The organism is Staphylococcus sp. Y174-1, from assembly GCF_049897865.1.
Classification (GTDB): domain Bacteria; phylum Bacillota; class Bacilli; order Staphylococcales; family Staphylococcaceae; genus Staphylococcus; species Staphylococcus saprophyticus.
The window spans coordinates 703,772-724,389 of record NZ_JAFCXB010000002.1; the positions used below are offsets into that span (position 1 = coordinate 703,772).

General features: G+C 31.6%; 21 protein-coding genes and 3 pseudogenes. 5 read left to right on the top strand and 19 right to left on the bottom strand.

What is annotated here, in order from left to right:
- The 10 genes and pseudogenes from ACP7BT_RS10175 to ACP7BT_RS10220 all read right to left on the bottom strand — a co-directional run bounded on the left by ACP7BT_RS10175 (window position 1) and on the right by ACP7BT_RS10220 (window position 9,029).
- The gene (locus ACP7BT_RS10175; protein WP_041080233.1) at window positions 1–1,044 is read right to left on the bottom strand and encodes a glycosyltransferase; all 1,044 of its coding nucleotides are present in this window, start codon (window positions 1,042–1,044) and stop codon (window positions 1–3) included.
- A gap of 66 nt (window positions 1,045–1,110) precedes the next feature.
- Complete coding sequence (locus tag ACP7BT_RS10180) at window positions 1,111–2,601, bottom strand: phytoene desaturase family protein (protein WP_041080235.1); 1,491 nt, start codon at window positions 2,599–2,601, stop codon at window positions 1,111–1,113.
- On the bottom strand, window positions 2,602–3,075 hold the full coding sequence (locus ACP7BT_RS10185; protein WP_002467534.1) for a hypothetical protein: 474 nt from the start codon (window positions 3,073–3,075) through the stop codon (window positions 2,602–2,604).
- A 4-nt stretch (window positions 3,076–3,079) separates the two neighbouring features.
- Window positions 3,080–3,580 (bottom strand): TspO/MBR family protein, encoded by a 501-nt coding sequence (locus ACP7BT_RS10190; RefSeq protein WP_002467556.1) that lies wholly within the window; start codon window positions 3,578–3,580, stop codon window positions 3,080–3,082.
- A 49-nt stretch (window positions 3,581–3,629) separates the two neighbouring features.
- The gene (locus ACP7BT_RS10195) at window positions 3,630–5,129 is read right to left on the bottom strand and encodes an NAD-dependent epimerase/dehydratase family protein (protein WP_426303766.1); all 1,500 of its coding nucleotides are present in this window, start codon (window positions 5,127–5,129) and stop codon (window positions 3,630–3,632) included.
- Window positions 5,130–5,575: 446 nt separating this feature from the next.
- Window positions 5,576–5,961: pseudogene (gene isaB / locus ACP7BT_RS10200) on the bottom strand (immunodominant staphylococcal antigen IsaB family protein); the annotation flags it as partial.
- 314 nt (window positions 5,962–6,275) lie between these two features.
- Window positions 6,276–6,641, bottom strand: a complete 366-nt coding sequence (locus tag ACP7BT_RS10205; RefSeq protein ID WP_037538703.1) for a DoxX family protein — start codon at window positions 6,639–6,641, stop codon at window positions 6,276–6,278.
- 9 nt (window positions 6,642–6,650) lie between these two features.
- Window positions 6,651–7,655, bottom strand: a complete 1,005-nt coding sequence (locus tag ACP7BT_RS10210; protein ID WP_002483586.1) for an NADP-dependent oxidoreductase — start codon at window positions 7,653–7,655, stop codon at window positions 6,651–6,653.
- Window positions 7,656–7,658: 3 nt separating this feature from the next.
- Window positions 7,659–8,324 carry an NAD(P)-binding oxidoreductase gene (locus ACP7BT_RS10215; RefSeq protein ID WP_002483587.1) on the bottom strand — a complete coding sequence of 222 codons (666 nt, stop codon included), beginning with the start codon at window positions 8,322–8,324 and terminating at the stop codon, window positions 7,659–7,661.
- A gap of 21 nt (window positions 8,325–8,345) precedes the next feature.
- Entirely contained in the window at window positions 8,346–9,029 is a 684-nt protein-coding gene (locus ACP7BT_RS10220) for a type 1 glutamine amidotransferase domain-containing protein (RefSeq protein WP_041080243.1), read from the bottom strand.
- Between the two features lie 77 nt (window positions 9,030–9,106).
- Between ACP7BT_RS10220 and ACP7BT_RS10225 the strand changes: the two genes are divergently transcribed.
- Window positions 9,107–9,454 carry a MerR family transcriptional regulator gene (locus tag ACP7BT_RS10225; RefSeq protein WP_037538708.1) on the top strand — a complete coding sequence of 116 codons (348 nt, stop codon included), beginning with the start codon at window positions 9,107–9,109 and terminating at the stop codon, window positions 9,452–9,454.
- Window positions 9,455–9,941: 487 nt separating this feature from the next.
- Here the strand turns inward: ACP7BT_RS10225 and ACP7BT_RS10230 are convergent, their stop codons facing one another.
- Window positions 9,942–10,124 carry a hypothetical protein gene (locus ACP7BT_RS10230; protein ID WP_037538711.1) on the bottom strand — a complete coding sequence of 61 codons (183 nt, stop codon included), beginning with the start codon at window positions 10,122–10,124 and terminating at the stop codon, window positions 9,942–9,944.
- Window positions 10,125–10,822: 698 nt separating this feature from the next.
- Between ACP7BT_RS10230 and lip the strand changes: the two genes are divergently transcribed.
- Window positions 10,823–13,084, top strand: a complete 2,262-nt coding sequence (gene lip, locus ACP7BT_RS10235; protein ID WP_041080247.1) for a YSIRK-targeted triacylglycerol lipase — start codon at window positions 10,823–10,825, stop codon at window positions 13,082–13,084.
- Window positions 13,085–13,298: 214 nt separating this feature from the next.
- Here the strand turns inward: lip and ACP7BT_RS10240 are convergent.
- From ACP7BT_RS10240 to ACP7BT_RS10260, 5 genes and pseudogenes are all read right to left on the bottom strand, one after another.
- Window positions 13,299–13,872, bottom strand: a pseudogene (locus ACP7BT_RS10240) (DUF5906 domain-containing protein); the annotation flags it as partial.
- Window positions 13,872–14,240: a phage major tail tube protein gene (locus ACP7BT_RS10245; RefSeq protein ID WP_041080249.1), complete on the bottom strand. Its 369-nt coding sequence runs from the start codon at window positions 14,238–14,240 to the stop codon at window positions 13,872–13,874. The gene ACP7BT_RS10245 and the pseudogene ACP7BT_RS10240, both read right to left, overlap by 1 nt.
- Window positions 14,233–14,727, bottom strand: a pseudogene (locus ACP7BT_RS10250) (DUF6038 family protein); the annotation flags it as partial. The pseudogene ACP7BT_RS10250 and the gene ACP7BT_RS10245, both read right to left, overlap by 8 nt.
- A gap of 179 nt (window positions 14,728–14,906) precedes the next feature.
- The gene (locus ACP7BT_RS10255) at window positions 14,907–15,572 is read right to left on the bottom strand and encodes a hypothetical protein (RefSeq protein WP_041080252.1); all 666 of its coding nucleotides are present in this window, start codon (window positions 15,570–15,572) and stop codon (window positions 14,907–14,909) included.
- A gap of 36 nt (window positions 15,573–15,608) precedes the next feature.
- Window positions 15,609–16,313 (bottom strand): SIR2 family protein, encoded by a 705-nt coding sequence (locus ACP7BT_RS10260; protein WP_041080253.1) that lies wholly within the window; start codon window positions 16,311–16,313, stop codon window positions 15,609–15,611.
- Window positions 16,314–16,500: 187 nt separating this feature from the next.
- Here ACP7BT_RS10260 and ACP7BT_RS10265 point away from each other — a divergent pair, with 187 nt between their 5' ends.
- Genes ACP7BT_RS10265 through arsC form a run of 3 tightly spaced genes read left to right on the top strand, consistent with a single transcriptional unit; the run spans window position 16,501 to window position 18,523 of the window.
- Entirely contained in the window at window positions 16,501–16,815 is a 315-nt protein-coding gene (locus ACP7BT_RS10265; RefSeq protein ID WP_037538716.1) for an ArsR/SmtB family transcription factor, read from the top strand.
- Window positions 16,815–18,104 carry an arsenite efflux transporter membrane subunit ArsB gene (gene arsB / locus ACP7BT_RS10270; RefSeq protein WP_041080254.1) on the top strand — a complete coding sequence of 430 codons (1,290 nt, stop codon included), beginning with the start codon at window positions 16,815–16,817 and terminating at the stop codon, window positions 18,102–18,104. Before ACP7BT_RS10265 ends, arsB begins: the two co-directional genes overlap by 1 nt.
- A 17-nt stretch (window positions 18,105–18,121) precedes the next feature.
- Window positions 18,122–18,523 carry an arsenate reductase (thioredoxin) gene (arsC, locus tag ACP7BT_RS10275; protein ID WP_041080255.1) on the top strand — a complete coding sequence of 134 codons (402 nt, stop codon included), beginning with the start codon at window positions 18,122–18,124 and terminating at the stop codon, window positions 18,521–18,523.
- Between the two features lie 19 nt (window positions 18,524–18,542).
- On the opposite strand, the gene ACP7BT_RS10280 is transcribed toward arsC, so the two are convergent.
- The 3 genes from ACP7BT_RS10280 to ACP7BT_RS10290 form a co-directional block, all read right to left on the bottom strand.
- A complete protein-coding gene (locus ACP7BT_RS10280; RefSeq protein ID WP_041080256.1) occupies window positions 18,543–18,884 on the bottom strand; it encodes an ArsR family transcriptional regulator in 342 nt (113 codons plus the stop codon).
- An 18-nt stretch (window positions 18,885–18,902) separates the two neighbouring features.
- Entirely contained in the window at window positions 18,903–19,520 is a 618-nt protein-coding gene (locus tag ACP7BT_RS10285) for a CadD family cadmium resistance transporter (RefSeq protein ID WP_041080257.1), read from the bottom strand.
- A 570-nt stretch (window positions 19,521–20,090) separates the two neighbouring features.
- The gene (locus ACP7BT_RS10290) at window positions 20,091–20,546 is read right to left on the bottom strand and encodes a MarR family winged helix-turn-helix transcriptional regulator (RefSeq protein ID WP_002483600.1); all 456 of its coding nucleotides are present in this window, start codon (window positions 20,544–20,546) and stop codon (window positions 20,091–20,093) included.
- Window positions 20,547–20,618 lie beyond the last annotated feature (72 nt).

The following is a 20,618-nucleotide window of genomic DNA, read 5'->3' on the forward strand; positions in this document are numbered from 1 at the left end:
CTATAAATCTATTCTACGACCTTTCCAATATATACGTTTGAATACATTGATATCTAACCATGATTTAAAAAATATCACGACAAAGCATATGAAGAGCAGTGGATGACATAAACTCGCAACGATATTAAAATTTCCTGTTCTTCGAATAAATATATGAAATTGTATCGCATATATAAAATATAGAGTAATAGCTAATAATATATATAACGAGCCTAAATTAATTGAAAAAATTATCGCTAAAACTGTTGTAAGTGAACCAAATAGCCATAAAAATACAAACGTAAGCGTAGACTTTTTAGTTACTTGAGAGCCAAGTGCAAAGTGTTTACTCCAACCCTCTAATAGCGCTTTATATCCTTGAGAATACATTCTAAAATTCACTACGCCTTGGCCTTCATGCAAACTAACTGGCAAACCTTGCTGATTATATGCTTTACTTATTGCAAAGCCTTCAATGATTTGATTTTTAGCTTTCAAATGTCCTTGTGTCAATTTATAATCTTGCTTATTTGTCACAAGGACTGGTCCAAACGCGCCTTGCTCATTATTTGCTGATTTCGTGATTGAAAATTGATTCATACCTACGATTGTCATTAAATTAAAAATCGCCGATATATTTTCATATAGCTTTTTTATCTTGTGATAAGGTTGTATTGACAACAAACCTTTACCACCTTGTAAATCATATTGATTGGCTATATTTTGAATACTATCATCACAAGCAAACTGAACATCAGCATCAACAAACATTAATAAATCATGCGTTGCATATTTGCTACCTTGCCAACAAGCATGTGACTTACCTTGCCATGTAGTATCATTTTCAACAGTATATACGCTCGCACCATAATATCTAGCGACAACTTGTGTCTCATCAGTTGAACCATCATCCATAACAATTACTTCTATTTCTTGCTCTTTACTTATACTGTTAAGTAATTTAGGTAAGTTCTCCGCTTCATTTCTAGCAGGTACAATAACACTGACGGCTGTCTGACCTCTTCCTTTTCCGGAGTTATTTATAATCGCTCGACGCGCATACATACACATTCCACTTATTAGTGATAGTATCGTCAATACTATTGCTATTATATAAAGTATCATTCAGACTCAACTACTTTCTCCATTAATAATAGCTTCTGCTACTTGCATACCACTCAAAGTAACCATAGGCATACCAGCGCCAGGATTTACAGAACCACCTACAAAGTACAAATTTTTGAAGTACTGACTTTTTTTAGGAAATTTAAAACCTTTATTTTTCTTCTTATTGGATACTACGCCATATATAGCTCCTTTATTAGAATTGTATGTATTTTCTATATCATGCGGTGTCCATACGTCTTCATATACAATGTGCTTTCTCAAATCTTTCAAGCCCATGGACTCTAATTTATCCAATATACGTTCTTGGAATTGCAGATATTCTGCTTCACTAAATGACTTACTCTGAATGTACGGTATGTGTGGCAATATTTTTATATTCTCGTGTCCCTCTGGCGCCTGTGTCTTATCTGTTTTATTTGTATTCACTACATAAATAGTCGGATCTTCAGGCAAAACATACTGGTGAAAAACTTGATCATAATTAACTTTAGAATTACTTGAAAAGAAAAAGTTATGATGTTGAAGCTCTGGATAACTTTTGTCCACACCAAGATGCATGACATAACCTGAACTAGCTGGCTCAAATTTACGTTCCAATTTGTTTATTTGGTTTGCATCAAAATTCAATAAATACTTATAAACAGGGATTACTTCCATATTAGATATAATGTAATCTGCATATATTTCCTTATTACTTTCTATTGTTATCCCTGTCACCTTATTTTGACTATTATAATTGATACGTTTTACAGGGGTGTTAAAATGTATGCCCACACCTAATTTTCTCGCTAATTGTTCCATCGCTTCCGCTAACTTATGAATGCCACCATCTACGTACCACAAACCTTCCTCATGTTGCATTTGAGGTAATAAACTCAATACAGCCGGAGCATCATAAGATGAGGAGCCGACATATTTTATGAAATAACCTAGCATTTCTCTTAAATATGGGTTATCTACCCTTTTATTAATGGCTTGTTGCATTGTATGAAAATAATCGAATTGTTTTAAAGCTGAAAATGGACCATGATAACGAATGATTGCATACATCGTATCTAACCCCTTTTCAAAGTAGCTTTTTTCAGCCACTTGATGTATCTTTTGTGCGTAACTAAAAAACGAAGAAAGTTGCTCTATATCTTTATTTGTTAACGATTCATTATTTGTTAACATATCTTCCATGGATTCATATAAATCTAAAATTTGGCCATCTGGATAAACGTTTCTAATCTGTAAACTTAACTTACGAATGCTAACATAATCTTCTAGCCTTTCATCACATCGTTGAAATAAGCGTTGAAATACTTTAGGCATGGTTAAAATTGATGGACCGAGATCAAATCCATAGTCATCTATGTCTAACCTATTTACCTTTCCACCGATATGCTTATTTTGTTCATATAAATCCACTTGATAGCCTGCTTGAGCCATACAAATTGCGCTAGCAATCCCTCCCAAGCCACCTCCTATGACAACCACTTTCTTATTTCCCATTTAATCACCTTTTCTTTTTTGTAATTTATTATAAATACGTATTAACTTAGGGCGATTATAGCGCTGAACAATCATACAAGGCACATTAGCTATAATGACATATATAAAATTAATTATTTTAACACTTTTTGACGCTTTAAAAAACGCAATAACAGGAAATATGGATAGCAGATGAACCACCTCTGCACGTCTAGTTTCTAATATAAATCGCTGTATATCATTCATATTTTTAGATAGATCGAAAGTCGCTTTACTACTGATATTCGGGTTAAGATTTTGACCGTCTGGCAAATGATCTTTCCAATATTGCACTTTAACTAATTGTTGCCATAATTGACCCTCTTGTTCAATATTCCAACTTCGAAAATACTTATTATCTTTTTCTAAGAACTTATAACTAATACGAGTACCAAGTTGAGCAATAATCATTTGAACTATAAACCAATATAGCGCAATATATATAATCTTTTTCATCAATTTAATGCTCAGATTTCGCTGTATAGCTTGGGTTATCTTTATTTAAATACCAATTCCCAGCTGTTAAATAAGTAGCAAAAGCACTCCAAAGCATATATGGAACTAGTAAAATGCCAGCAACTTTTTTTACATTGAAAAATTTTACAGTTGTTGTAACTACTGCGCCCAGTAATACAACACTCTCTATCAACGCACTAAAGCGTAATTTATATTTGAAGTATAATATCGACCATAGATAATTCAGGCTTAATTGTGAGTAATAAGCACCTTTCAAAGCCTTACTAGTAGATTTATTAGTCACTAATGCATAAGCTACGCCCATCGTTGTATAAAGTATTGGCCACACAATTGGAAAGACATAGCCGGGTGGTGAAAAAGGTGGTTTAACATTATTTTTATAATCTTTTCTCGCATTTTTCACTGCAAATTTCCCTATAAATTTACCACCTGTAATTGGTGTTATAACTTTTATAATTGTTTTAATTATCTCGTTTGCTTTCATAGTTGATCCCCTCTTTTTTTGTAAAAGTAACTAGCCTTTATTTTAGCCGTTACAATTCGGCATTGGACATGTTATTTTTTCTAGCTAAATACTTTTTCACTCCATATACTTTCAAAACAATTGCACCTGTAATAACAATTGGCAAAATAAACTTCTTCATATTAAAGTATTCTCCTTTATTAGTTTTTTGGCTATTAATCTTGAATTTAAAAAGATTCATTACACTTTTATGAACTTTTGCTTGGGTATACTTATATACCCACCAAGGTAACGTCGGTTCATATTCTTGTAACGCTATGATACATGCGTCACTATTAGGTAATCTTCTAAATTCTAATCTCGCATTACCACCATCTGAATCTAAAGCGAAATCTCCACCAACAATTCGATATAAAATTCTCTCATTATTAGAAGCTTTAAAATCTTTACTTAATAATAGTAAGTCCTTATTTAAACACGGCACACTAATCGTAAAGTTATCTTCGTTAAAATCACTATTAACGACATTTAATGTAATTCTATTTAAAAAATTTGCATATGATTCTGCCAATTGAATCATATTTACATCTTTAGGTAAGACTACCCTTGATATTGCTCTAACATCTTTAATATCGCCCTTACGTGATGACTTCCCTTTCTTTTGTGTCTTAGTTTCTTCTTCCAAGGCATTACGCACACTTTCCTTATAATCAATCTTGCCTATAGAAATGTCTTTCACAATATTTTCATCATTTCTAATCATATCATGAATTAAGCTATCCATTAACGGATAGACCATTTCTTTTGGAACACCTGAAATAAGTTTCACCCAATATTTACTTAGCCAAATGGGAATAATAGGCAAATCTATCGTAGGTAATCGTTTATCTAGTACCTCTGCAGTTTGCTTGAATAGATCTTTATAAGTCATATGACTAGGTCCACCAATATCTATCGATTCGTTCTCATTTGGATTACGCTCTACAATTTTATATAAACCGTCAATCACGTCGTCTATTGCAACTGGCAATGTTGTATTATAAGCCCATTTTGGTAGTAACAGGCCAGGTAATCTTTCTACTAATTTTTTTAATATAGGGTAAGAACTTCCTTTAGAGCCTATAATCAAACCAGCTCTTAAAGTACTTACTGGTACACCATATGATCCTAAAATCTGTTCGCATTCTAAACGGCTTCTTAAATGTGGTGATAATTCATTTGTATTAGGTATCAAACCACTCATAAATACAATATGCTGAACTTTATTATAACTTGCGGCTTTAGCAAAATTATCAGCTAATAATGCATCCATATCTTCAAAGCTCGCCTGCGTCAACTTAGCTGAAGGCATCATAGAATGGACAAGATATATAGCGATATCAATATCCTCCATTACCTCAGTGATTTCATTTAAATCAAACAAGTCAGCTGCCTTCCAAGTAACATTGTGTTCATTTGATTTATTTTCTATATTTCTAGAAATAGCTATAATTTCATAGTTATCTTTTAATTTATTCATTAAGTGACTACCGATATATCCCGAAGCGCCTGTTAATAATATTTTTTTCATATATTTAGCCTCCAAATAGAAAAAGATGAGCAGGTAAACTTTACCTCAGCTCATCTTCAACTTAACGAGCTCACTTGCTCATTATCTTAATTGACAAGAGCTCCAAGTCTCTTATTTAAAATTATACCCTTCTTAAAGCTTTTCAATCTTTATTTATAATAATTAATCAATAAATTTATCAAACCACAAGAATTTGACTAAAAAAGGAATAATCTTACTTGCTTTAATGATGTCACTAGTATAAAAAATTCTTTATCTTTTCCTGTATAATCTGGAATTAGTACCATATTTGCTTTGGTACTATATAATCACTTTCGATTTAATATATATCTTGATATTATTGAAAAGTATTTGAGCAATTTAAGTTTATTTTTACAATGTATCTACTACAACTTTATATTTTAAAAGTCATCATTTCCAATTTTATACATATATTCTTTGGCTCAGGCTGATGTAGATGTATACTTTGCTTCACCGTAATGATTCAATAATTATTTTTGCTCACTGACTTACCGTCTAATAAGAAGAAAACACCATTCGTTTTATGATTAGAAACCCCGTAATATGTTGGATCGTGTAAATCTTTATTATTTTTAGCTAATGCATTTTTAGTAATCTTGTGATTATTAATCTTGAAGTTATCAGCTTTTTGAGATGTTTTAAAATTCTTATCTAGAATAAAATTACTTTGATTTGCTGTATAACCACTGTAACTATAATAAGGTTTCACAGATTCTTGCGCATGTGCTTGAGTGATATTAAATAATTCGGGCGTTACGAAAAATCCCAAAACTAAACTACTAGCTAAAATAAAGTTAGAAACTTTTTTCATAAAAACCCTCCTCATATTTGTCTTACAGGTCACGTTATTATATTAATGTTACAATGTTGCGATAGTATCACATGATAAAATACATTTTTTATTTCTTCTTACACTCATACACGCAAATTAACTTATGCTTTTCTTAATTTAGAAGCTTATCACTATAGAAAAATTGAAAAGTAAATGTCTGATATGAGCTTATTTAAACAAAGAGCACATAAGCGTTGTCAAGAGAATCATTTGATATACGTCGATTTTAAGTGTAAATATTAAAAAATCGCCTGGAACAAAAAGTAATGTTCCAGGCGTGGCTATGATAAGTCTTATAATAGTTTCGCAAGTGCGACCATGACAAATTGTAATGGTAAACGAAGGACATGCTGCTTAACACTATCCGTTTCATCTCTTTCATCTTTGTAAGAGATGTTCTTACGTGCAGCGTAAATATTTGCAGGAAATACGAGCCAAAGGAATCCTTGTACTACTTTTCTTACGCGTGATCTATTTTTAGCACCGAGTACATAAAAAGCAATTATAAATTCTAATATGCCCGAATACTTAACTATTGCGTGTTTGAAAGGTAAATAGGACGGCACGATTTTTAAAAACATATCTTTATTTTTAAAGTGTGCAACACCACTTTTATAAAACAGTAAACTAAATATGAATCTTACTATGATATTTTTCATAGTCTTCCCCTATTCTTCAGCGACTTTGACAACTTGTTTACCAAAATTCTCTCCTGTGAATAACTTTCTAAATGCAGAAGGTAAATTGTCAAAACCTTCATCTATCGTCACTTCAAATTTAATTTTACCTTCAGACACCCATTGTGCGAGTTGTTCGCTTGCTTCTTTAAAATGATCAGCGAATTGTGCTACTACAAAACCTTGCATCAATGCTTGATTTTTAATCAACGTTCCTTGGATACGTGGTCCAATATCGTCTTTTTCATTATTATATGCTGAAATTGCACCACATACCGGAACGCGTGCAAATCGATTTAAGTGTTTAAACACTTCATCAGAAATTGCGCCGCCTACATTTTCAAAATACACATCAATACCATCTGGTACAGCCGCTTCGAGTTGCTGTGCGAAATCATCTTGTTTATAGTCAATGGCCGCATCAAATCCTAATTCATCTGTTAAATATGTTGTTTTCTGCTTACCACCAGCAATACCGACAACTTTTGCGCCTTTAATCTTAGCAATTTGTCCTACGACAGAGCCTACTGCACCTGATGCAGCTGACACGACAACCGTCTCGCCAGATTGTGGTTGACCAATTTGAAGCAATCCTGTATAGGCCGTCATTCCCGGCATGCCTAAAACACTCAAATATAAATGTAATGGTACATCTTTTGATGGCACAGGGGTCACATCGTCTCCATTCACTGTATTTATCTTTTTCCATGGTAATATGCCTGTGACATAATCGCCGACAGATAGACGTTCATCGTTCGATTGTGTGACTTTTCCAACAATATGACCTTGTAATGGCTCATTCACTTGGAAAGGTTGAACATAACTTTTTGTATCATTCATTCTGCCTCTCATGTAAGGATCTACAGATACATAAATGGATTCTACTTGAACCTCACCTGCATGTGGTTCTCGAGTTTCTATTGTTTCAAATCTAAATACATCGTCTTGAGGGATACTTTGTGGTCGTTTTGCAAGTACAACTTGTTGATTATTCATTTATTATTCCTCCAGATATTTAGTCGTAGCGTCTGATAATGACAAATCACCATTGATGATTTGGAATTCGTGACCTTTTAATGCTTCATCAGTTAACACAGAAACAAGCACTTCTGCTACATCTTCTCTTGTAATAGACGGATTTTGTACATTTTCAAATTGCGCACTCATATTGAATTGTTGCGTTTCATGATCGTTAGTTAATGCGCCTGGATGCACGATGGTATATTTTAAATTTGAATGTCTTAAGTAGTCATCCGCATAATGTTTTGCAATGGTATATGGTTTCAAGTCGCCTGACGCATCAAACGCTTCTCGACGTGAGTCGTACGTTGATACCATAACAAAGTGTTGACGACCGACGTGTTCACTTGCTTTAATTGCTTTCACTGCACCGTCTAAATCTACTATGATTGTTTGATCGTCACCTGTGCTTCCACCAGAACCGACGGAAAAAAGGATTTGATCATACGGTTTAAATAATTCTATTAATTCATCAATAGATTGTTTTGCAACATCAATGTAAGTTGCATCAATACCATCTGCTTTTAAAACTTCAACTTGTTCTTCTTTTCTAACACCGGCAGTAAAGTCAACGTTTCGTGCTTTGAGTTTGCGTACGAGATGTTGACCGACGCCACCATTAGCGCCAATAATTAATGATTTCATGTGTATCGCTCCTTTATGAAATTATTGATTAGCTAAGATTTTTAAAGCACGTTCAGCAACAGCATGTCCTGATTGAGGATTTTGACCAGTCACAATGCGACCATCTACGACTGCGAAATTGCTCCAGTCATCCTCTTTTTTAAAATGTGCACCGTTACTAATAAATTCGTCTTCTAATAAATATGGCATGTATTCAGTTGTACCATTTGCTTGTTCTTCACTATTTGTAAAACCAGTCACGTCTTTATGACGAACGAGGTAATCGCCATTTTTTTTAATGTCGAGTAGACCAGCCGCACCATGACATACAGAAGAGAGAACGCCTTGGTTATTGTAAATACTTAACGCAATGTCGTTAAGTTCTTTGTTATTTCTAAAATCCCAAATCGCACCATGTCCACCTGCAAAGTAAATGGCTTGATAGTCGCTAGAATTAACCTCTTTTGGAGATAAAGTTTGTCCAAATTTGTTCATATAATCATGATCCGTATAGTAATCCCAGTCCTCAGCTCGCATCATTTCAGGGCTAAGACTGACAGGATCAAGAGGCACATATCCACCATTCGGACTTACGAAATCAACATCATAACCTGCGTCATAGAAATCTTTCGCAAAGTGCGTAACCTCTGAGAACCACGCACCCGTAGGTCTGTCTAAATTATCGTATTTCGCAATGTTTGTTACAACAATTAAAGCTTTTTTCATTGTATTTCCTCCTCATTCATGTTTATATAGAGTACAATATCAGTTAAACCTTGGTTTAAGAGAAAGGATATGCTTACATGAAACAATATTACATTGAATATGTCTCAGATTATTGCAATATACCTAAAAGCAAACTGCGTTATTACGAGAAAAAGAATATCTTGAAACACATCGACAGAGATAGCAATAACAAGCGTTTATACACAGACGACGATATCGAAATGATTAAATTTATCCAGTGCCTAAGCAATTTGAATATGCCATTAAAAGAAATCCGAAAAAACACAGACATGCTTTATCAAAACCAAACAGATGTCCCAAGCGTGTTACGCGCACACCTAGAATTCTTGAATGAACAACGGAATTTGATCAGTAAACATATCGACTTAATTGAACAAGAAATACAAACTGCCATGACCGAGTGACGAAGGAAAAGGGCGATAGGTGGATAGGCAAAGCTGGAATGAGTCAGAAAATTGCGTCGGGTGGATAAGCTAGAATAGAATGAGTGGGCGATGGATGGATAGACAAAAACGGTTATAATATATCTTATACCTAAAATTACAGAGTACTAAAACTATCTTATCTGCCATCTCTTGACGCGTTCCCCTTGTTAGTGGTTTAGCTAAAAAATCTCATTAAGTAAATGAATTTATATTATTAAAATTTTATAATAGATAAAATCACTGTACTTCTAATTAAATATAGCTAATTCATTTTGTTATCATTATATTTTTTTATTCATCATTACCTATATTAGTAAAAAACCACCTTTTTTCTCAACGAATTATTATAATTTTCTTGTATTCTTTTTAAGTATTGTCTATATGTGAATTCAATGTTCTGTTTGTTTTCATATTAATTGGTAACAAATCTAAAAAATTTATTAATATCTTGATAAAGCTTACTAATTTAATATTCAAACATCAACATTACTTTTTCTATTTCTTCTTTATATTTAAGAAATCCATTGAACATTTCATGCAAATGGTCATTTAAACTATCTGCGTTAAGCGTGAAATATGCTTTTCTTGTATATATGGCAGTTATAATAGCTGCAACACATGCAAAAATTGCAATAATAATCGAATTCAACAAAAACTAGGCGATTTAGCCTCTATAAATTCAGAGAATTAGTAGCCTAGAACCATTGTATTTTTATTAAATTCCCATTCTTAGGATTCACCGCCATCCGTTTATACAGAAAATATTACAAATCTTTAGTTTATATAAAGCGTACAAAAGACATTTCGATTAAGGCTAATCATACCGTCTTTTTACTTATGATTATTTTTAATTCGATGATGTTAATGTTTTGATTATTCAAATGTTACTTGGGAAAGGGAGACGTATTACGCTACCTCGTTCGCTTAAAATTTGGATTTACATTTGAAAACATAAAAATAACGATTTTCAAAAAGCAGACTATTTCATTAGTTTTCCGTTCTTTTTGTTTTATCATTTATTTACAAATTTTAACTCTATATGCTTTTAAAGCGTATATTTACTTATAAAATTGTGACAAAATATTGACAGCGCTTTCATTTAGAGCTACTCTATATTTAAATTCCCTCACCAACGGTAATTTATAAGTCTCGTATGTAACTTCTTTTTACATAGAAATTTTTTATAATTGTAAGCGATTCCTAAAAATATCGATTTAAGAAAGGGTGATTGTTTTGGAAAATGTTAAAGCAGTATTTAGTAAGTTCTTTGGATTTATACCCCGTGCAATTATCAACATTTTTATCTAATTTATATATTTAAATAACTAATTAATAGAGGTGCTATTCATGAAAAATAGAGAAAACAGATACAGTATTCGTAAATTCAGTGTAGGTGCATCATCCATTTTAGTAGCGACATTGCTATTTATGGGAGGTGGCGGCGGTGCTGCACAGGCAACAGAAACACATCAGAAAGTGGGTACTTCTGAATCAACTTTAGCGCAATCTACTGGTGATAATCAAAAACAAGCTGATGAACAGGAAACACAACAAAACAAAGTTCAATCTAACGAACAAACAGCCTCTACATCGCAGTCAGTAACTAATGAAAATGAAAAACAACAAAATTTACATAATGAAAATACACCTTCAACTTCAGTTAATGATGACACGAATAAATCATACACTAATGAAGAAACAACAAACCGCCTAACTGATCAAACTACAAAAAATCAATCAACTGAAGCTACAGAAGCATCAACTACAGAAACACATTCCGATAACTCTCAATCAGCCTTAACTAGAGAGGATTCACCTTCTCTTGAAAAACAAGAAACGACTAAAAGCACACTTCAAAAAGACACAGAAACTTCAGATAAAAAAGATAACACAACAGAAACAACTACAAATGTAAATCCCACAGCAGAGAAAGCGACTAATCAAGAACTTTCAATAACACCAACTACTACTGATGAATCAAAAACACTATCTACAAAAGATAATACATCAAAAATAACTGACAATCATTCATCAGAAAAGATTCAATCAGAGCCAACCGAAGAAACTTTACAATCCACGTCATCAAAAGCTGAAGATAATTCAAATGTAAATCACGATTCAACAAAAAATGATAATAATGATGTAGAAACACTGTCTACTGAAAAAAACAATGGTATCATAAATACAAATGCAGCAAAACAAACAATACCAACTAAACAATCAATAGATTCCACTACATCTAAAGAGAATACTTTAAATATTAAAAAGGGAACTATCTCAATCAATGATGCAGCAAATGAAACTGTTGGAAATAAAGGTGCTAAAGATCAAAAAGACTCACCAGCAGAATTAGAGATGTTAGCTAACAATACAGTAGCCACGACAAATAATACGTCTCAACAACAAGGTACGACGGAAACAAAAGACCAAACAAACAAACCTGCTAAGCAAGGTCAATACAAAAATCAAGATCCAATTATTCTTGTTCATGGTTTTAATGGATTTACTGACGATATTAATCCTAGCATTTTATCACATTATTGGGGTGGAGATAAATTAAACATTCGTCAAGACTTGGAACAAAATGGTTATAATGCTTATGAAGCAAGCATTAGTGCGTTTGGTAGTAACTATGACCGTGCAGTTGAACTTTATTCCTATATTAAAGGTGGTACTGTAGATTATGGTGCTGCACATGCAGAAAGATATGGACATGAACGCTACGGTAAAACATACGAAGGTGTTTATAAAGATTGGCAACCTGGCCAAAAAGTACATCTAGTCGGTCATAGTATGGGAGGACAAACTGTCCGTCAATTAGAAGAATTATTAAGAAATGGTAGTCAAGAAGAAATTGAATATCAAAAAGCACATGGTGGTGATATTTCTCCTTTACTACAAGGTGGTCAAGATAATATGGTTTCTTCAATTACCACATTAGGTACACCACACAACGGTACACACGCCTCTGATAAATTGGGTAATGAGGCCATTGTTCGTCAAATTGCGTTTGATCTAGGTAAAAAACTTGGTAATAAATACTCTCGTGTAGACTTCGGTCTATCTCAATGGGGTTTAAAACAACAACCTGGAGAATCTTATTTATCATATTTTTCACGAGCTAAAACTTCTAAACTATGGCAAACAAAAGATAATGCTTTTTACGATTTAACACGCGATGGTGCCACAGATCTTAACCGTAAAACATCACTCAATCCTAATATCGTTTACAAAACGTATACAGGTGAAGCAACACACTCTACATTATCGGGTAAATATAAAGCGGACTATAATCTTTTCTTACCATTCACAGCTACTGCAAATGTCATTGGTAAAGCTACTGAAAAAGAATGGAGAGAAAATGATGGCTTAGTTTCTGTTATTTCATCCCAGCATCCTTTCAATCAAGCTTACACAGAAGCAACAGATACAAATCAAAAAGGTATTTGGCAAGTAACATCTACAAAACATAACTGGGATCATGTCGATTTTGTAGGACAAGATAGTAAAGATACAAAACGTACACGTGAAGAATTACAACAATTTTGGTACGATTTAGCCGATGATTTAGTTCAAAGTGAAACGCTCACTCAAACTCAAAAAGCTTAGTCTTTAATAGGTATTTAGAGAAAGGTGGTTAATCTAATGTCTGGTGATATCTTTCAATTATTTAGTTCTCTTTTCAGAGTAGTTAAAGCATTATTTTTCTAATTTAATATAAGCAAAACCCCCTTCAAATGAGAGAAAAATCATTTCCTTTGGAGGGGTTTTTCATTGTGAAAAAGTATGTATTACATTGTCTATGGTTAAGTAATATTGGATTCAAATTTAATCGTGTCTTAGGGAATATTTTTGTATCATTTTCAACCACTTTAAATGTCTTTAGATTAAACATGTTTCTCCCACAGTCAATATAATCTTTATCCCCATTGAGTTCTTCTGTATCTGAGGGTTTTTGCAATCCATCTACGACATTTCTTAGAATGCTTAATGAAGGCTTATAATCTACAAGCAATACTTATATCATTTTAGATATCATGCCTTGTAATTCATCTCCATTTATCTTTTGCCACCCGTTAGCTTTGAAAACAAACCGTTCTGAATTAAAGCGTTTGATATGAAAAACCTTTATCATCATTTCTATGAGTACGGTGTCATTGGGTTTCTTCTTAATATCAAAAATAGCTATAGATGTTAGGTCGATAATCCGTATCTTTTGGGATATTAAGTCGTAACTGATCGATAAGTTCGTTATACACAATTTCACCTTGAGCCGTTTCTTCTATTTCATTGTCATTATTAACAGAAATAGTTAGGATAGCAATCAGACCTTGACGGTCAATTGCCTCCTTAGCCACACTTATTATTTTAGTTAACATTTCGAATATACTGTTCATTATAATATTCGTCGAGTTTCATTTAATAGTGCTACATCGTGTACATAATAATTACCATTATATTGATCAATATGGATTAAATGCTTTCCGTCAATGTAAGATTCATACGTTTTGTAACCCACGCTATAGTTACTATAACGTTTAAGCCAATCATTGAATGACACCTGATTTGTGCTCGCTTGTGTTGAAATATTATGATTCGTATATACAATTTGATTGTTCACTTTAATTTTATATGTGAATTGGTGTTTTACTTCATTTGAAAAATCTGTTTGGATCACAGAATGTAACGTAGCTACATATATATTATTTTCTTTAAGTGGTGTAATACTTGGAATGTGTAGGCTTTGTCCTCTATCATTATTCATGGTCAACACCTCCTATTTCTTCCAATGTCACATGCGCAAATTCACCATTGAACAATTGGTTAGCTGTATCTTTCATTAGTTGGGCAACATCCTGTGCAGTCTCTTTATCATCACATTCAATCATAATCGCATCGTGTATGGGTACGATAATTTTGAACGCTTTTTGTGCATGTATATGTAACCTTAATGGTTTAAATTCAATTTTATCTATATCATTCTTAATACTTTTAATAAAATTTGCATATTGGGTAATATCTATGTTCTCTATCGCCCCTTTTCTTAACCTAACATCTTCATCCATTATTGCATTAGGTAACTTATCGTCTGACATATTATTCAATAAGACGCATAATATATCAAAAGCTATACCATTAAAATTATATGCAGCTCTTTCACTTTCTTCAGGGTTTTTTTGAAATTTTTTCATATCAATCTTATAAATATCGACTAGTTTATCAATTCTTTTCTGTAACTGCGCCTTATTTTTAAGACCTAAGGCTTTCTCAGATCTTTTTTTGTATACATTTTTTGAATGCTTTCTCTAAAGTCGCTACTATTACACATTATCCATTACTCCATTTGAACTATATTTTTTCAAATCATATGCACACAATAATTTTTTGTATGATGTATTATTTTTATTTTCGAATTCAAGTAGATGTTTTTTTAATCTTCTAAAACAATATTACCTTTTATTACATTATACACAAGAACATTTTCTTCTTTACTTGGTGTTATGTATTCACTGTCGCTTATTTCTTCTATTGTAAAACAAGCTATTTTAAAGCAATCTTCTAAATTTTCTAATATGTTTTTAATTTTTTCGTTTTGTTGTTTTTTAAATTTTTCTATATTATTAATTTTAGGATTAATTTTGTAAAACAATAAATTGGGAAAATTGATTTTTTGAATTATTTGCTTATTAATTACATCAAGAATTTGTTTGTTCTCTTCTTCTTCTATCTGAAAATATTTTTGCATAAGTTCTGGTACAGTTTGAAACTCATATTTAATCGTTTTTGAAGTTCCAATAGCTAGTATTTTTTCACTATTATTTAAATCATCTATATCTTCTGTTATTTCAACTCTAGTTTTACCACCTTTATAAATATCTTTAACAACATTCTGAACCTTACGTATATCCAAGGCAGAAACTGATAGTTCTAAATTGCCTAATGGTTTATATATACTACTATAATCTTCAGTTTTAATTTTATTAATTCTAATAACTTTGTTATTTTCTAGTTGAATATCGTGTTCCACAACCTCTTTATTTTTAGAACCTTCGTCAAACTCTACTAGTAAAAAGTTCCTTCTAATTCTTTCAGACAAATCACTATTTACATCTACATATTTATAAATAGTTTCTTAAATATCTCTTATGGTTTCATCGTTTATGCTATAACCCAGAAAAATAATTGGATTATGAATAAATAAAGATAATAACTGTGCTCTAATTAGTTCATAACTAGTATTGAATTTATTGTAATCTTCACTAGTTAATACAATTTTATCTGGTTGACTTATGCAGCTATGTATTTTATTAACTGATCCATAAGGATTACTTAATAATATTTGATTACCAATTAAAGGATTAAATTCGAATAAGTTTTCTATCAATTTGTCATAGTTAGTAGTAACAATTGATCCAATATTCTTTCTAGCCTTTTTCATATGAATAAATTCATATTCAAAATGGATTTTAAAATCTAGTTTCTTAAATAATTTTGATATATCAATTTTAAACCTACTAATATTTATTCCTTTTTCCATTAAATTATAATACTCATCATTGATTTCTTTAAAGTCACCTTCCCTTTCATTTTTTAAAGTTTCATTGAATAAATTTTCTATCTTTTCTCCTAATGCTGGAAAATCATAAGAAGCGTCTTCTTTTTGACATTCATCTTTATAATCATAAAATATTTCTTTATTTCCAGTTAACTGATAACAGATATGTTGCAGTAGATTTTCCCAACTATAGCTATTATTTAAGTACCTTAAGATTAATCCAGTACCTATAAATAATACCCGATGATTTAAATACCCTTTAATGAACTCTTCTATTTTCAAAATTATACTTCTTTTCTTTTTGTTATGAACAACTTATTTTTTAGTTTTATTTGTGATACGCTTCTGCTTATCGGTAGATGATGCGGTTTTTTTTCTCATTCCCCAATCCTATAGATCCACAAGAACACATAACATAGACAATAATCTATATAGATGGTACTCTATATATTGTAAGGGAGGTATGGTTATGTCTTATCAAGAACTAGCAACAATATTAAAAGTTTTATCTGATCCAAGCAGATTAGAAATAATAGATTTACTTTCATGTGGTGAACTATGTGCTTGTGATTTACTGGAACATTTTCAATTTTCACAGCCTACGCTAAGTCATCATATGAAGTCATTAGTCGATAAGCAATTAGTTCTTTCAAGAAAAGAAGGTAATAAACATATGTATCGACTTAATCATGAAATTTTAGATGATGTTAATCATAACTTAAATCTTATTAATACATCTAACGAACGATGTGTATGTAAAAATATGAAGTCAGGTGAGTGTTAATGACAATATTAGCAATTGTGATTTTTCTTTTAACTTTAACCTTTGTGATATGGCAACCGAAAGGTTTAGATATTGGTATCACAGCTTTAATTGGAGCTATCGTTGCGATCATTACGGGAGTCGTAAGTTTTTCCGATGTATTAGAAGTAACTGGTATTGTTTGGAATGCTACTTTAACATTTGTAGCTGTTATTCTTATTTCATTAATATTAGATGAAATTGGATTTTTTGAATGGTCTGCGATACATATGGTCAAGGCTTCAAACGGTAATGGATTAAAAATGTTTGTTTTTATCATGTTACTTGGGGCAATTGTAGCAGCCTTTTTCGCAAATGATGGTGCAGCTTTAATCTTAACGCCCATTGTATTAGCGATGGTAAGGAATCTAGGATTTAATAAAAAAATGATTTTCCCCTTTATTATTGCCAGTGGTTTTATTGCAGATACTACATCACTGCCCTTAATTGTAAGTAACTTAGTTAATATTGTTTCTGCAGATTACTTTGATATTGGATTTATTGAATATTTTAGCCGAATGATCATTCCTAATATATTCTCTCTGATTGCTAGTATTCTCGTTTTATGGTTATATTTCAGAAAATCCATACCTAAAACGTTCGATACAGAAAATCTTTCAGACCCTAAAAATGCAATTAAAGACCCTAAATTATTTAAGGTTTCATGGATTGTATTAGCAATACTACTTGTGGGTTATCTTGTTAGTGAGTTTATACAAATACCTGTATCAATCATTGCTGGTATTATTGCTATTATCTTTGTACTGTTAGCTCGCAATTCCGAAGCTGTGCATACGAAACAAGTAATTAAAGGTGCGCCATGGAATATTGTCCTATTTTCAATTGGTATGTATTTAGTCGTATTCGGCTTGAAAAACGTAGGCATCACCGCAATTTTAGCTGATGTATTATCCAATATTTCAAGTTATGGACTATTCAGTAGTGTTATGGGCATGGGCTTTATATCTGCTTTGTTATCATCAATTATGAATAATATGCCTACAGTTTTAATAGATGCAATTGCTATCGGACAATCGAATGTAGTTGGAACAATTAAAGAAGGTATGGTTTATGCGAATGTCATAGGTTCTGATTTAGGACCTAAAATTACACCAATTGGTTCTTTAGCAACATTATTGTGGCTACATGTCTTAACACAAAAAGGTGTGAAGATTTCGTGGGGGACATACTTTAAAACTGGAATTATCATTACTATTCCAGTCCTATTTGTAACACTCTTAGGTTTATACCTTACACTAATCATATTTTAAGAAAAGAGGCTTTAATTATGGATAAGAAAACAATTTATTTTATATGTACAGGAAACTCTTGTCGTAGCCAAATGGCTGAAGGTTGGGGAAAGGAAATATTGGGTGAAGATTGGAATGTCTATTCTGCTGGTATTGAAACGCATGGTGTTAATCCTAGAGCAATAGAAGCTATGAAAGAAGTAGATATTGATATATCAAACCATACGTCAGACTTGATTGATAATGATATTTTAAAACAATCAGATTTGGTCGTGACGTTATGTAGCGATGCAGACGATAATTGTCCTATTTTACCACCAAACGTTAAAAAAGAGCATTGGGGTTTTGATGATCCAGCAGGTAAAGAGTGGTCAGAATTTCAACGCGTTAGAGATGAAATTGGAAAAAGAATACAAGAATTCAAAGAAACGCTCGTTTAATGTGAGCGTTTCTTTATATTTAAGTCATACATTTTATTAATAATGATTTCATTTCTATATCTTTGATATAATAGTATGCCATTTTCCCATCCTTGTAAAAATTCAGCACGTCTCTTTTATACAGGGCTCTCAAATGATGTAATGTTGAAGCTATACTCAAACCTAATGTTATAGATAAGTCACAAACACATAATTCTTTCTCTTTAATTAGAGCTAATATAATTTTCAGCTTATTCTCATCACTTATCTTTAATAATGTATTGATAAGCCGTTGAGTTTTTTCTTCTTTTAAAAATCTTAAAGCATAATTCACTTTTTCCTCATGAACACAAATGACGTCACAAATTTTATTGTTACTCATATTAAGTCACACCTTAATTTATAATATAAATCCTAATATTGTTTGTATGGTTTTATTTTCAATAATAATAAATAAGCCCAATGCTATGTAAATAACAGCCATAATCCAACGACTGAATTTCTCAACAATTTCACCCACACCAGGAATTCTAGCTAGTTTTTGTGCTGTGAATACTAAAAAGAAAATTAAAACTAAAAATACAATTAAGGTAGTCAGTAATTCAATAATATCCAATGCTACAAAATAAGGGACAAATAAACCAATATTATCTGCACCACAACTTGCAATTGTCACTAAAGAAACAGTTCCTACTAATTTGGACAAACCTTTTTCTTTTAATTCTTTTTTTGCTCTTTTTTCACCTTCACAATCATCATAAATAGCAACTTTTATACCTAAGTAGATGGGGATCAAACCTAATAAACCTAATATCCATTTCTCTGGAACATAATGTAACACAAAAGCTAAAAATAAACTGACTAATATGAGGATAATCGATCCTAAATATTGACCTATATAAATATCCCTATATTCTTTTCTAGTCTTTGCTCTAGCAAAAAATATTAATAAAATCACTAATAAATCTACCGCAGTTGCAATATAAAGTATTGCCGCAGTTATAATAGTCTGAACCATAGAGCACCTCATTCAAATATACATTTGAATGAATTGTATCATATATTGCATATCTTATGAATAATAAATATTAGAACCGAAAAGTGACACTTTAACTGATAGTAAGGAGCTGTGTACATACGAGTGATTTATAGAGTCTTTGAGAATACGACTTAAAGCGATTTTAATTTGTCAGTTCATTGCATTTTGTTTTTTTAACAATTTCACTAATAAGAAGAACCTTATAAAAACCGCATCATTTATGATACACTTCTGCTTATCGATTTATGATGCGGTTTTTAGTTAATAAATAGCCGGTTTCAATATGAAACCGGCTAAACAAATTTTATGATTTTTATATATTGGGATAGTAACTACAATAATCTTTTAGCAATATGAACAGTAATTTTAGGATGAATGAATTAACTGATAGCAATCTACATGTATAATACAAATATGTAGCGGTTGGTTTCTTATAATAAATGACTCAATGTTCTTACTAATATGATTACGATTAATAAACGTTAAATTTTTATTTTTTTAAATATCTAAGTTACAGCGGATACTTTAATTTAGTGAAATTAACTTACTCTAGTAGTACTTTTTTAAAAATGTCTTTTCAAAATTCATGAGCTGATACATAAATTTTTCAAAATCTTCTCTAACAAAACAGCTTAATAAAAGTAATTTTATTTCTTTTGTTAAGTTGTTTTTTATTTCTTTTAATAAGCGTTCTCCATTATGCGTCAAACTCACTAATTTAGTACGTTTATCATTAGAATAAACTCTTTGCACATAACCTTTGTATTCTAACTTCTTAACACGTTTTGATGCAGCTGTCTTATAAGTACGTTGCTTATTTGCTAAGTCGTTAATCGATACTTTTTCATTATGCTGAATAAAATACATTGTTTCTATTTGTTCATAAGATAAGTAACGACCTGGTTCCAATTCTTTAACCATGTTAGTAATTGCTTTATTAATATTCGCTGTAGCATCATAGAATTGGTTAATTATTATTTCTAAGTTTCCCTCTTTATGCTCCATATTAACCTTCCTTACTAAACTATCGTTTTTCAACCATCATTGATTTTTTAAAAATTAAATATTACTTATTAT

Excerpts from the sequence above, each read along its gene's own strand:
- ACP7BT_RS10175 (WP_041080233.1), bottom strand. The coding sequence starts at position 1,044 with ATGTATGCGCGTCGAGCGATTATAAATAACTCCGGAAAAGGAAGAGGT.
- ACP7BT_RS10180 (WP_041080235.1), bottom strand. The coding sequence starts at position 2,601 with ATGGGAAATAAGAAAGTGGTTGTCATAGGAGGTGGCTTGGGAGGGATT.
- ACP7BT_RS10185 (WP_002467534.1), bottom strand. The coding sequence starts at position 3,075 with ATGAAAAAGATTATATATATTGCGCTATATTGGTTTATAGTTCAAATG.
- ACP7BT_RS10190 (WP_002467556.1), bottom strand. The coding sequence starts at position 3,580 with ATGAAAGCAAACGAGATAATTAAAACAATTATAAAAGTTATAACACCA.
- ACP7BT_RS10195 (WP_426303766.1), bottom strand. The coding sequence starts at position 5,129 with ATGAAAAAAATATTATTAACAGGCGCTTCGGGATATATCGGTAGTCAC.
- ACP7BT_RS10205 (WP_037538703.1), bottom strand. The coding sequence starts at position 6,641 with ATGAAAAATATCATAGTAAGATTCATATTTAGTTTACTGTTTTATAAA.
- ACP7BT_RS10210 (WP_002483586.1), bottom strand. The coding sequence starts at position 7,655 with ATGAATAATCAACAAGTTGTACTTGCAAAACGACCACAAAGTATCCCT.
- ACP7BT_RS10215 (WP_002483587.1), bottom strand. The coding sequence starts at position 8,324 with ATGAAATCATTAATTATTGGCGCTAATGGTGGCGTCGGTCAACATCTC.
- ACP7BT_RS10220 (WP_041080243.1), bottom strand. The coding sequence starts at position 9,029 with ATGAAAAAAGCTTTAATTGTTGTAACAAACATTGCGAAATACGATAAT.
- ACP7BT_RS10225 (WP_037538708.1), top strand. The coding sequence starts at position 9,107 with ATGAAACAATATTACATTGAATATGTCTCAGATTATTGCAATATACCT.
- lip (WP_041080247.1), top strand. The coding sequence starts at position 10,823 with ATGAAAAATAGAGAAAACAGATACAGTATTCGTAAATTCAGTGTAGGT.
- ACP7BT_RS10245 (WP_041080249.1), bottom strand. The coding sequence starts at position 14,240 with ATGAATAATGATAGAGGACAAAGCCTACACATTCCAAGTATTACACCA.
- ACP7BT_RS10265 (WP_037538716.1), top strand. The coding sequence starts at position 16,501 with ATGTCTTATCAAGAACTAGCAACAATATTAAAAGTTTTATCTGATCCA.
- arsB (WP_041080254.1), top strand. The coding sequence starts at position 16,815 with ATGACAATATTAGCAATTGTGATTTTTCTTTTAACTTTAACCTTTGTG.
- arsC (WP_041080255.1), top strand. The coding sequence starts at position 18,122 with ATGGATAAGAAAACAATTTATTTTATATGTACAGGAAACTCTTGTCGT.
- ACP7BT_RS10280 (WP_041080256.1), bottom strand. The coding sequence starts at position 18,884 with ATGAGTAACAATAAAATTTGTGACGTCATTTGTGTTCATGAGGAAAAA.
- ACP7BT_RS10285 (WP_041080257.1), bottom strand. The coding sequence starts at position 19,520 with ATGGTTCAGACTATTATAACTGCGGCAATACTTTATATTGCAACTGCG.
- ACP7BT_RS10290 (WP_002483600.1), bottom strand. The coding sequence starts at position 20,546 with ATGGAGCATAAAGAGGGAAACTTAGAAATAATAATTAACCAATTCTAT.